Source organism: Janthinobacterium sp. KBS0711 (assembly GCF_000988085.1).
Lineage (GTDB): Bacteria > Pseudomonadota > Gammaproteobacteria > Burkholderiales > Burkholderiaceae_D > Janthinobacterium > Janthinobacterium lividum_E.
Genome location: NZ_LBCO01000033.1, coordinates 291,104 through 303,760, shown reverse-complemented (window position 1 = coordinate 303,760; position 12,657 = coordinate 291,104). Strand labels below are relative to the sequence as shown.

Genomic DNA, 12,657 nt, shown 5'->3' with positions numbered 1-12,657 from the left:
CGCGATCAGCCGTTCGCCGGCGCGCACGGCGGCCGGCGCCTGGCCCGCCAGCATCCGCAGCGCATAGCCGCGGCGCGCTTCCTGGCCCTGGTACCGGCCATCGACGGCGCCGATGTCGACCTGCACGTCGGCGCCCATCTGGCGCATGCGGATGACTTGCTGGCTGAAGGCGCCGCCCTGGTACTGGCGCGTGTTGCCATCGTCTTCATACAGGGTGTAGTCGGAATCGCCGTGCGGGTAGATATCGAGGGTCAGCTGATCCTTCGGCTTCTGGCCGTCGTACAGCATTTCCGGATACATGGGCAGGATGGCGCCGGCGCGCACGAACACGGGCAGCTTATCGAGCGTCACCTGCATGTCGAGGTCGCGTCCTTTGGCGTCGGCCGTGGCCTGGCGGCCGTCCCAGTAGTCGTACCACGTGCCCTGCGGCAGGTGGATGCCCTTGCGCCAGCCGCCGCTGACGGTCTGGCTGCGGTAGACGGGCGCCACCAGCACGTCGCGGCCCAGGAGGAACTGGTATTTGTACGCTTCCGTGTAGGCGGCCGGGTCTTGCGGGTAATCCCACATCAGGCCGCGCACCAGCGGCGCGCCCGATTGCTCCGCTTCGCGCACGAGGGTATACATATACGGGGTGAGGCGCATCTTCAGCTTCAGATAGCGGCGGTTGATGTCGCGGTACGGCTGCTCGAACCACCACGGGTGCTTGCGCTCGGCAGCGGCCCAGCCGGACATGCCCATCAGGACAGGCGTAAAGCTTTTCCACTGCAGGTCGCGCAGATAGGTTTCCGGGCTGCCGCCAAAGATGGCGTCCACGTCGCCCGATGCATAGGCCTGGCCGGACAGGCCCGAACCGATCAGTGTCGGGATGTGCCAGCGGATGTAATCCCAGCTGGCGCTCTGGTCGCCCGTCCACGCCACGGCGTAGCGCTGGATGCCGGCCCAGCCCATCACCGTCCACAAAAACGGCCGGCTGTCGGAGTTGTTCAGGATGCCGTCGTAGGCCGACTTGTTCGCGTCCATGGCGAACTGGTAGCCCTTGCCCGTCCACGCCACGTCCAGCTTTTGCACGCGGCTGCCCGCCTGGCCCACTTCCCAGGCGATCTTGTCGACGCCGTTTTCCGTCCACAGGCCCGTGCGGAAGCCATAGCCGGCCAGGCCCTTCACGGTTTCCGGCAAGTTCGTGTAGCCGCAACCATAGCCGTCGTTGGGCAGTATCCAGCCGCCCGGCATGTCGTGTTCGCGGTACTGGCGCGCCACGGTTTCCACCACGTCCGGCGTCTTGCCCGTGGGACCGTCCGTCCAGCCCTTCGGCACGGAACCGGGCTTTTTCACGTTGTCGCCATCGTTGTAGCAGTCGGCGTCGCCGTATTCCAGCGCCCAGCGGGGCAGCATGCGCGCGCGGCCCGTCAAGTCCGTGTAGCGGGCGACGACGTCGCGCAAGTCCTTGCCGACAAAGAAATACGCATCGAAGCGCCCTTCCGCGTGCTGCAGCGAGATCTGCTCCTTGTCGCGCAAGTCGTAATTGCCGTCGGACCAGGTATTGCGCAGCATGCCCCAGCCCCTTGAACTCATGAGGAATGGCGCGGGATTCGGCCGGTCGCCCTCTTCCCAGCCGCCCGAATACGACACGGGCACCTGCTTGCCCTTGAATTCGAAGCGGCCATTTTGCTGGCCGCCGCCAAAGTAACGCTCGCCCGGCAAGCTCGATAGCACCTGCACGCCCTGCTTGTCGTCGAGCGACAGCGGCTGCACCTCGCGCCACAGCGGCACCGCATCGCCCTTGCGCAACAGAGTAAAGCGCAACGGTTTGCGGTCGATGCGCAGGCTCAGGGCTTCGGTGCTGATCAGGATATGGTCGGGCTGTTCATTGATCTGGTACGCCACCTGCGCGGCAGGCTGGCCCACGACGATGGGCGCGGCCTTGTCGCCGGGCCCCGTCAAGCCGGCCTTGCCGCCCGCCTGGATGCGCAGCACGTCCACCTGCGGCAGGCTGATACGCAGTTGCATGCCCGTATCGCTGCGCACGTCCCAGCCCAGCGCCTCGCCCTTGGCCATGTCGACCGCATGCACGGCACTCAAGCTGGCCAGGTTACCGATAGGCGCGGCCTGCAGGCCCGGTGCGGCCAGGGTGGCAAGGGCGGCCAGGACACAGGCGGCAAGGGCGCGGCGGGGAAGCGGGAGAGGTTTCATCAGGCGGCTTTCAGAAAATCAAAGTGATGGAAATACTTTAAGAAGAAAAATAAATATCGTCAATCAAAAGAAAGTTAAAGCGGCAATTTATTAATAAAATGCCCAGAATTGGCGCATTTTTCTTACGTTTCACCAAAATGTCACAAAACATACTTTCGTTATCGTGGCATTTCAGCGACAGGCCGCGCCGCCACGGGCTTTTGCGCTGCACCGCAACATCCTTCACCGCCGTTAAAAAGACATTATTTCGCAAGACAGAAAACTATTTACTTTCGTTTTACTTTCGTATTTGACTTTTCGAAATTTAGTATTTATGCTTTCTCCAACAAACACTTTACTGACCTCTCATGACTACCCTTCTTCAGCGTGACATTCAAACCTGGCGCGACATCGGCGGCCTGCACACGGCCGAGGAAATCGCCCACCAGCCAGCCATCTGGCGCGCGCTGGCCGGCATCTTGCGCAAGGAGCAAGCGACACTGGCCGCCTTCCTGGGCGACGCGCTGTCGAACCCACAACAACGCGTCATCCTGACGGGCGCCGGCAGCTCCGCCTATGTGGGCGAAATCGTCGTCGATACCTTGAATGCGGCCTGGCCCGCGCAGATCCGCGCCATCGCCACCACGACGTTGCTGACGCACCATGAGCTGTACCTGGAAGCGGACGCGCCCACCCTGCTCGTCTCGTTTGCCCGCAGCGGCGACAGCCCGGAAAGCCTGGCGGCCGTGGAACTGCTGCGCCAGGTCGTGCCCGGCGCGCGCTTCCTGAACATCACCTGCAACGCGGACGGCAAGCTGGCGCGCCAGGGCGCGAACGACAGCAATACCTATAACCTGCTGATGCCGGAAGGCAGCTGCGACCGCGGCTTCGCCATGACCAGCAGTTTCAGCAGCATGCTGCTGGCCGCCCTGTCGGTGCTGGGCAAGGACACGGATCTGTCTCGCATGGACACCTTGGCGCAGCTGGGTGAACAAGCCTTGCGCGACTGGTCGGCGCCTGTGGCGGACCTCGGTTCGACACCCGTACGGCGCGTCGTCTACCTGGGCAGCGGCCCGCTGGAAGCGCTGGCCAAGGAAGCCGCATTGAAAATCCTGGAATTGACGGGCGGCAGAGTTATGGCGATGGCGAATACGCCGCTGGGCTTTCGCCACGGCCCGAAATCGGCCGTCACCACGGAGTCGCTCGTGATCCTGCTGCGCAGCGGCAAGCCATTGGCACGCCAATACGAAGACGACCTATTGAAAGAACTGCAGCGCGACAGCGTGGCGCAGACGTGCCTGACGGTGGGTATCGGCGGCGACCTCTCTGCCGATGCGCCGGCCTGGCCCGACGCCTGGCTGGCTCCGCTGTGGCTGCTGATGGCGCAGCAATATGCGCTGCACCAGTCCGCGCTGCTGCAACTGCGCCCCGACAATCCATTCGCCGGCGGCATCGTCAACCGTGTCGTGCAAGGCGTCACCATCTATGGCCATGACAAATTCTAATCCCACAGCCGGCTACCACGGCATCGACATCGGCGGCAGCAAGATGGAGCTGGTCGCCTTTGCCGACCGCGATGGCGCGCTGACGGAAGTGTTCCGCGAACGGGTGGCCACGCCGGGCGACGATTTTGCCGCCTTCGTGCAAGCCATCGTCGACCTGGTAGCGCGCGGCGACGCGGCGCTGGGCACGACGGCGCCCGTCGGCATCGGCTTGCCCGGCGTGATCGACAGCGCCAGCGGTCGCCAGCTCAGTTCCAACGTGCCGGCCCTGAACGGCCGCCTCGTGGCGCAAACCCTGCAGCAAGCCTTGCGGCGTCCTGTCGCCATCGGCAACGATTGCCAGTGCTTCGCCCTGTCGGAAGCGCAAGGCGGCGCGGCCGACAACGCCGCCAGCATGTTCGGCGCCATCCTCGGCACGGGCGCCGGCGGCGGCTATTGTGTGGGCGGCCAGCTGCTGCGCGGCTTTAACGGCGTGGCCGGCGAATGGGGCCACTGGAGCCTGCCCGCCACCTTGATGGCGCAGCACGGCCTGGCCGATTACGCCTGCCCGTGCGGCAAGGCGGGCTGTCTGGAACGCTATGTCTCCGGCCCCGCCATGCGCAAAATCCACGCGCATTTCGGCGGCGACGGCGCCGAGCCGCTGGCCATCGTCGCGCGCGCCAACATGGGCGACGCCGTGGCCCAGCGCACGGTGGCCGTGCACCTCGACGTGCTGGGCCACGCGCTGGCCGGCCTCGTGCTGGCCTACGACCCGCACGTCATCGTGCTTGGCGGCGGCCTGTCCAAGCTGCCGCACCTGTACGACAAGTTGCCGGCCGCCGTGAAGCGCCATCTGTTCCCCGGCGTGCACGTGCCGCCGATACTGCCGCCCCGCTTTGGCGACGCCGGCGGCGCGCGCGGCGCAGCCCTCTTGATACGACAACATACAAAGGCGTAACCATCATGAAACAAGCGGAAAATCCGACTTTTACCCTGTCCCCGATCCAGCAAGTGATCAAGGCGCACCGCCGCGGCGAGCGCGTGGGGCTGTACGCCGTCTGCTGCAGCCACCCGAGCGTGCTGCGCGCCGCCATGCGCGTGGCCAGCGAGTACGACACGGTGCTGCTGATCGAGGCGACGTCGAACCAGGTCGACCAGTTCGGCGGCTACACGGGCATGACGCCGGCCGTTTTCCGCGACACCATGCTGGCCCTGGCCCGCGAACAGGGTTTCCCCGCCAGCCGCCTCGTGCTGGGCGGCGACCATCTGGGTCCGAACGCCTGGCAGCACCTCGATGCGGCCACCGCGATGAACCACGCCGAAACCCTGATCGCCGCGTATGCGTCGGCCGGCTTCCATAAGATCCACCTCGATTGCAGCATGCGCTGTGCAGACGATCCCTTGCAGCTCGACGATGAAACCGTGGCCGCCCGTTCGGCGCGCCTGTGCGTCGTCGCCGAGGAAGCGGCAGCAGCAGCCGGCTTCGCGCCGCCCGTCTACGTGATCGGCACGGAAGTGCCGGTTCCCGGAGGCGAAGCGTCGCTGGCGCAGGCCGGCGCCGTCACCAGCCCGCAGGCGGCGCGCCGCACGCTGGACGTGCACCGCCGCGCTTTCCTCGACAAGGAATTGCATGGCGCCTGGCGCCGTGTCATCGCCATGGTGGTGCAGCCGGGTGTCGATTTCGACCAGAGCAGCATCCAGCACTACGACGCCGATGCCGCCGCCGAACTGTCGGCCTTCGTTGCCGAGCAGCCCGGCCTCGTCTTTGAAGCCCACTCCACCGACTACCAGCGGGAAACGGCGCTGCACGCCATGGTGCGCGACCATTTCGCCATTCTGAAAGTGGGCCCGGCCGCCACCTTCGCCCTGCGCGAGGCGCTGTTCGCGCTGTGCCAGATCGAGGAAGAACTGCTGCCAGCGCACGCCACCTCGCAGCTGATGCAAGTGCTCGACGACGTGATGGTGGCCAAGCCGAAGAACTGGATCAAGCATTACCTGGGCACGCCGGAAGAACAGCGCCTGATGCGCCGCTACGGCTTGAGCGACCGTTGCCGCTATTACTGGGGCGAGCCGGAAGTGGCGGCCGCCGTCGCCAAGCTGCTGGCCAACCTGGACACCGTGGCCATTCCGCTGCCGCTGTTGAGCCAGCATTTGCCGGAGCAGTATCTGGCCGTGGTGCAGGGCGGCTTGCCGGCGCAGGCGCAGGCCCTGATCGAGCACAAGATCGGCAGCTTGCTGGCGCAATATGCGCGCGCCTGCAACCGCAATGCGGCAGTCCCCGTCATTGCCGAAGCGGCAATCTGTTAAGCTCGGTATTTTCACTTTTTACCGAGCCCGCCACCATGCGAAATACCAGCCAACGCCGTGAATCCATCCTCCAAATGCTTGCCCAGCAGGGCTCGGTGCAAGTGACCGACTTGGTGGAAAAGCTCGGCGTGTCCGCGGTCACCATCCGCAGCGACTTGAATGCGCTGGAAGCGCAAGGCATGGCCACGCGCAGCCACGGCGGTGCGACCCTCACGCGCACGCCCCCGCTTGAACACACGATACGCCAAAAGGACGCCATCAACCACGAGCAGAAGGAGCGCATCGGCGCCTATGCGGCGCGGCTGGTGGAACCGGGCGACAACATCATCATCGACTCGGGCACCACGACCATCTCGCTGGCGCGCCATCTGCGCGATGCGACGGGCGTGACGGTGGCCACGAATGGCCTGAACATCGCATGGGAACTGGCCGACGCACCCGGCGTGGACCTGATCCTCACGGGCGGCCTGCTGCGCAAGCAGTCGCTGTCGATCCAGGGCAGCCAGGCCGAAACCTGCTTGCAAGCCTACAGCTTCGACAAGCTGTTCCTGGGCGTGGACGGCTTCGACCTGCAGTTTGGCGTCACCACCCACCACGAAGCGGAAGCAAGCCTGAACCACAAGATGGTGGAACGGGCCAAGAAAATCATCGTCCTCACGGACGCCTCGAAGTTCGGCCGCGTCAGCCTGCACCGCATCGTGCAGCTGGACCGCGTCGATACCGTCATCACCGATGCCAGCATCAGCCAGGAGTACCGCGAAGGGCTGCAAAAGCTGGGCATCGAACTTTTTATAGCGGAATAACACATGCTGAGCGGCAGAATCCTTACCCCATCTGGCTGGATCACGGGCACCATCACCTTTGACCAGCGCATCGTCCAGATACAAGAAGACCCTGCCGCCGACAGCGCGCTGACCATTCTGCCCGGCTTCATCGACCTGCACGTGCATGGCGCGGCCGGCGTCGACATCATGGAAGGCGGGAACGCGGGCGCCACCGTGGCGCAAGTGCACGCGCGCCACGGCACCACGGCCCTCCTGGGCACCACTCTGACGGCGAAAGAACCGTCGATCCTGCGCGCCCTGCAAGGCCTGGCCGGCGTCATCGCCGAGCGCCCCGCCAACGGCGCGCGCATGCTGGGCGTGCACCTGGAAGGACCGTTCTTGAATTTGCACCGCCTGGGCGCGCAGCCGCCCGACGTGGTGCAGGCGAGCCTGGCGCTGGTGCAGCGCTTCCACGCCATCGCCCCCATCAAGGTCCTGACCATGGCGCCGGAAATCCCCGGCCACCTGGAACTGATCCCGCAGCTGGTCGCGATGGGCATCCGCGTGCAGATCGGCCACAGCGCCGGCACGTATGACGAAGGCGTGGCGGCGCTGCAGGCCGGCGTGTCCGGCTTTACCCACCTGTACAACGGCATGACGGGCATGACGCATTACGACCCGGGCATGGTGGGCGCGGCGCTGGCGCATGCCGAATACGCGGAAATCATCCCCGACCTGCAGCACGTGGCCAAGGGCGCCCTGCGCGCGGCCCTGCGCGCCATCCCGCGCCTGTACGGCGTAACGGACGCCACCTCGGCCACCGGCATGCCCGATGGCGAATACGGCCTGGGCACGCAGCGCGTCTACAAATGCCTGGGCTGCGTGCGCCTGGCCACGGGCTCGCTGGCCGGCAGCGTGCTGACCATGGACCAGGCCCTGCGCAATTTCGTCGACCTGGGCCTGGACCTGGCCGACGCGTCGAACCGCTTGTCGCTGTACCCGGCCGATTACCTGGGCGAATCCGAACGGGGCCGACTGGCGCCGGGCGCCTGGGCCGATATCGTCGTCCTCGATTCCCAATTACAGCCAGTGTCCGTCTTCGTCGAAGGCGCGGCCATCGATCTTTCCACCCGCTAAATTCAGCCTCCAGACTCATCCCCCCAACCTCAACCCCGTCCCGGAGTTACCATGCACGACACGTCACACAAGGCCCCCGTGTGGGCCATGCGCTACCTGCTATTTATTGCCGGCATGGGGGGATTGCTATACGGCATAGACATCGGCATCATCGCCGGCGCCCTGCCCTACCTGGAATCGACGGCCTCGGTGGCCTGGAAACTGACGGCCCAGCAGCTGAGCTTTATCGTCGCCGCAGTGCTCCTGGGATCGGTCCTGTCGTCGCTGTTCGCCGGCGCCCTGGCCGATCTCCTGGGCCGGCGCTGGGTGATGTTCCTGGCCGGCGCCCTGTTCAGCGCCAGCATCCCGCTGATCGCGCTGGCAGACGGCTACACGCCGCTGCTGCTGGGCCGTCTGCTGCAAGGCATCAGCGGCGGCTTGATCGGCGTCGTCGTGCCCCTGTACCTGGCCGAATGCCTGCCCGCGCAGCAACGTGGACGCGGCGCCGCCCTGTTCCAGCTGCTGCTGACCATCGGCCTGGTGGCCGCCGCCCTGATCGGCCTGCTGCAGGCGCAGACGGTGGAAACGGCCACGCAGGCGGCGCAAGCCTTGCCGGAAGCGGGCCGCATCGCCGCCATCTTCACGGCCAAGGATCACGCGTGGCGCAGCATCTTCTGGGTCTGTTTGACACCGGGCCTCGTGTTTACCATCGGCGCCCTGCTGCTGGCCGAGTCGCCGCGCTGGCTGGCGCAACGGGGCCGCATCGAGCAGGCGCGCCAGTCGCTGCTGCGCACGCGTTTGCCCGCCGCCGCCGACATCGAACTGCGCGAGATGCAGGATACGCCGGAGAATACGGCCAAGGCCAGCGGCAAGGCGAAAGACCCGCTGCTGAGCCGCCGCTACGTGCTGCCCTTCCTGCTCGCCTGCCTGATCCTCGCCTGCACGCAGGCCACGGGCATCAATTCCATCCTCGCCTATGTCGTCAATATCCTGAACCAGGCGGGCCTGTCGGGCGCCTCGGCCAACATGGCCGACGTCCTGCTGAAAGTACTCAATGCCGTGATGACGGTGGTGGCCGTGCTGCTGGTGGACCGCAAGGGCCGCAAGTTCCTGCTGATGCTGGGCACGGGCGGCATCGTCGTCTCGCTGCTGGCGGCCGGCCTGCTGTTCCGCGGCGCCGAAGCGCACCTGGCCGACGTGCGTCCCGCCATCGCATCGCAAGTGCAAGCGGACAGCCTGGCCTTGCAGCTCGATGCGGCCACCTTGACGGCACTGGGCGCGGCCGCCGACGGCACGCCGCAGCAGCTGACCATCGCCTACGCCTACGGTCCGTTCACGAATGTGAAAAGCCTGCGCAGCGACGACCCCGTGCTGCGCCAGGTGACGATCGCCCGCGACGACGCCGTGCAGCCTGACAGCGTGATCGGCGTGTTCTTCCGCAAGCTGCATCTCAATCCGTTCGCCGACCCGGCCGCCGGACGCGAAGCGCCGCTGCGCATCGAGAAGGCCAGCCTGGGTCCCGTGCCCTCGTCCACGCACGGCTGGCTGGTGGCGGTCGCCATCTGCGTGTTCGTGTCCAGCTTTGCCGTGGGGCCGGGCGTGTGCGTGTGGCTGGCCCTGTCCGAGCTGATGCCGACGCGCATCCGCTCGAACGGCATGAGCATCGCCCTGCTCGTCAACCAATTCGTCTCGACGGTGATCGCCGCCATCTTCCTGCCGACCGTGGGCTTGCACGGTTATTCGACCCTGTTCTTCTTTGGCGCCGGCTGCACGGTGCTGTATTTCCTGGCCGCCGCGTTCCTGCTCCCCGAGACCAAGGGCAAGACGCTCGAAGAGATCGAAGCGCACTTTGCAAAGTAAGCCAGAGTAACCAACTGTAGCAGTCTCCTTTACGGCCCCGTTCCATCATCCCGGGGCTTTTTTTTGCCCGCCGGACAAGTTTACAGGGCTGGCGCACCCGGCACAGTACGGTTTTCCTTCTGGAATCAAGGGCGCGTGGGCTAGAATCTGGCTGCGTCGTGCTACTCACGAGGCGGCAATGGCGCCATGACAAAAACCACCAGGAGACACAGTGAGCTTATTTAGAACCAAGAATTTGGATGACATGATCGCCCACAGCAAGAAACCGGGAGGTCTGGCGAAAGTGCTGGGGCCCTTCGACCTTGTCCTCATGGGCATAGGCGCCATCGTCGGCACGGGCATTTTCGTGCTCACCGGAACGGGCGCCCTGACGGCCGGCCCCGCCCTGTCGCTGTCGTTCGTCGTGGCGGCCGTCGCCTGCTGTTTCGCCGCCCTGTGTTATGCGGAATTCGCTTCCACCGTGCCGGTCGCCGGCTCCATCTACACCTACAGCTATGCCACCCTGGGCGAACTGGCCGCCTGGATGATAGGCTGGGACTTGCTGCTCGAGTACGGCCTTGCCGCGGCCGCCGTCTGCGTCGGCTGGTCCGGCTACTTCCAGTCGCTGCTGTCGGGCTTTGGCATAACGTTACCTGTCGCCCTGACTGCCGCTCCGGGCGCCCTGCCTGGCGTGACCACCTTCATCAACCTGCCCGCCCTCGTCATCATGCTGCTGCTGACGGCCATGCTGGGCTGGGGCGTGCGCGAATCGGCGCGCCTGAACAACATCATGGTCGCCATCAAGGTGGGCGTGGTGCTGCTGTTCATCATCTTCGGCGCGCGCCACGTGCAGCCGGCCAACTGGCAGCCCTACATGCCCTTCGGCTACCACGGCATGCTGAGCGCCGCCGCCCTCGTCTTCTTCGCCTTCATCGGTTTCGACGCCGTCACTTCGGCCGCCGAAGAAGTCAAAAAGCCGTCGCGCGACCTGCCTATCGGCATCATAGGATCCTTGGCCGTGTGCGCCGTGCTGTACGTCGTGGTGTCGGCCATCATGACGGGCATCGTGCCGTATCAAAAATTCCTCGGTGTCGACCATCCCGTCTCGCTGGCCCTGCAATATGCGGGCGAAAACTGGATCGCCGGCTTCGTCGACCTGGGCGCCATCCTCGGCATGACCACCGTGATTCTCGTGATGGCCTTCGGCCAGACGCGCATCATCTTCGCCATGTCGCGCGACGGCCTGCTGCCCAAGCGCCTGTCGACCGTGCACCCGCGCTTCCACACGCCGTTCTTCGCCACCTGGCTCGTCGGCATCGTGTTCGGCCTGATCGCCGCCGTGATCCCGCTCAACATCCTGGCTGAACTGATCAACATCGGCACCCTGGCCGCCTTCACCATGGTGTCGATTGCCGTCGTGGTGCTGCGCAAGCGCCGTCCCGACTTGCCGCGCGCCTTCCGCTGCCCCGGCGTGCCGTATGTGCCGGCACTGGCCGTGCTCCTGTGCGTAGGCCTGATGACCTTCCTGAGCTGGTTCACCTGGATGGCCTTTTCCATCTGGCTCGTGATCGGCCTGGCCATCTACTTCGGCTACGCGCGCCGCCGTTCGCTGCTGCATCCGCAACAGTAATCCTTCCACTGCGCCATCGCAGTAAGATGGCGGTCTCGCAACCCTGCAGGCCGCCATCCATGCAACGTTCCCCCGACCTCATCGCCCTACTGGACCAGAGCACGGACCAGCTCAAGCGCGCGCGCCTGCGCAGCATGCAGCTGCTGGCCGCCGGCTTGCTGCTGCTGGCCGCGCTGGTGTTTGCCGTGGCCCGCTCGCAGCGGGGCGGCCACCCGGCCTGGGGCTATGTGGAAGCGTTCGCGGAAGCGTCCATGGTGGGCGCGATCGCCGACTGGTTCGCCGTCGTGGCCCTGTTCCGCCACCCGCTGGGCATCCCCCTGTGGCATACGGCCATCATCCCGAACAGCAAGGCGGACATCGGGCGCAGCCTGGGCGCCTTCGTGGAAAACCATTTCATTACCGAGCAAGGCATCGCCGAGCGCATCGTGCAAGCCGACCCTGCCGCACGCCTGGGCGCCTGGCTGGCGAACGAGGCCCACGCGCGGCAGCTGGGCATGGCCAGCGCCGGTGTGGTGAAGCAGCTGCTGGCGATGGCCGACAATGACAAGCTGGGGCAACTGCTGCGCGAACAGGCCAGCAGCTACCTGGGCCAATTGAATCTGTCGGACGTGGCGGCCGACTGCATCGATGCGCTGATCGCCGACGGCAAGCCGCAAGAATTGCTGGACTTCCTGCTCGACCGCGGCGCCGCCTACCTGGACGACGAGACCCACCACGCGGCCATCGGCGACTTCGTGCTGGGCGCCTTCCAGATCGAGAACGCGCTGATAAAAAAGGCCGTGAAAGCGTACGAGCCGCGCATGATCGCCTCGCTGCAAAAATTCGCGCTCGCCGTGCGCCTCGATCCCGAGCACCCGCTGCGCCAGCGCATCGCCGGCTGGATCGCCGACAGCGCACTGCACCTGAAAGCCGACCCGCAGTGGCAGGAGACCGTGCGCCGCTACCAGCTGCAGCTGGTCGCCAGCGACACGGTGCAAGCCATGCTGGGCGACGTGTGGCACCACATCAGCACGCGCGTGCTGGCCGACCTGCACGCGGACCAGCCCGTGCTGGCGCAAGCCATCGCCGGCCTGGCGCGCAACACGGGCCGGGTGCTCGGCACGGACGACCATGCGCGGGCATGGCTGAACGGCGCCATCGTCGCCGGCAGCGGGTCGCTGGTGCGCCGCTACCGGGGCGAAGTGGGCGCCTTCATCGCCAGCCGCCTGGACCTGTGGAGCAAGGAAGAAATGAGCGAGCGCATCGAACTGGCCATCGGACGCGACCTGCAATTCATCCGCATCAACGGCACCATCGTGGGCGGCCTGGCCGGCTTGCTCATTTACGCGGCCAGCCAGGCGTTCTAAGCGGA

The 12,657-nt window shown here is 65.9% G+C and carries 9 protein-coding genes; 8 read left to right on the top strand and 1 reads right to left on the bottom strand.

The window, feature by feature from the left end; all coding sequences use genetic code 11:
* Positions 1-2,190 (bottom strand): glycoside hydrolase family 31 protein (locus VM94_RS29145; RefSeq protein ID WP_046685662.1); only part of this gene is annotated, 2,190 nt, incomplete at its 3' end.
* Between the two features lie 347 nt (positions 2,191-2,537).
* Between VM94_RS29145 and VM94_RS20035 the strand changes: the two genes are divergently transcribed.
* From VM94_RS20035 to VM94_RS20000, 8 genes are all read left to right on the top strand, one after another.
* Positions 2,538-3,674, top strand: coding sequence for an SIS domain-containing protein (locus VM94_RS20035; protein ID WP_046685037.1), 1,137 nt, complete (start codon positions 2,538-2,540; stop codon positions 3,672-3,674).
* Positions 3,661-4,608 (top strand): ROK family protein, encoded by a 948-nt coding sequence (locus VM94_RS20030; protein WP_046685550.1) that lies wholly within the window; start codon positions 3,661-3,663, stop codon positions 4,606-4,608. The genes VM94_RS20035 and VM94_RS20030 overlap by 14 nt, the downstream gene beginning before the upstream one ends.
* Before the next feature lie 5 nt (positions 4,609-4,613).
* Positions 4,614-5,957, top strand: coding sequence for a D-tagatose-bisphosphate aldolase, class II, non-catalytic subunit (locus VM94_RS20025; protein ID WP_200899241.1), 1,344 nt, complete (start codon positions 4,614-4,616; stop codon positions 5,955-5,957).
* A 35-nt stretch (positions 5,958-5,992) separates the two neighbouring features.
* A complete protein-coding gene (locus VM94_RS20020; protein ID WP_034751280.1) occupies positions 5,993-6,760 on the top strand; it encodes a DeoR family transcriptional regulator in 768 nt (255 codons plus the stop codon).
* A gap of 3 nt (positions 6,761-6,763) precedes the next feature.
* Positions 6,764-7,858 (top strand): N-acetylglucosamine-6-phosphate deacetylase, encoded by a 1,095-nt coding sequence (locus VM94_RS20015; protein ID WP_046685036.1) that lies wholly within the window; start codon positions 6,764-6,766, stop codon positions 7,856-7,858.
* 51 nt (positions 7,859-7,909) lie between these two features.
* Positions 7,910-9,697 (top strand): MFS transporter, encoded by a 1,788-nt coding sequence (locus VM94_RS20010; RefSeq protein ID WP_046685035.1) that lies wholly within the window; start codon positions 7,910-7,912, stop codon positions 9,695-9,697.
* Positions 9,698-9,908: 211 nt separating this feature from the next.
* Positions 9,909-11,306, top strand: coding sequence for an amino acid permease (locus VM94_RS20005; RefSeq protein WP_046685034.1), 1,398 nt, complete (start codon positions 9,909-9,911; stop codon positions 11,304-11,306).
* Positions 11,307-11,365: 59 nt separating this feature from the next.
* Positions 11,366-12,652, top strand: coding sequence for a DUF445 domain-containing protein (locus VM94_RS20000; RefSeq protein WP_046685033.1), 1,287 nt, complete (start codon positions 11,366-11,368; stop codon positions 12,650-12,652).
* Positions 12,653-12,657 lie beyond the last annotated feature (5 nt).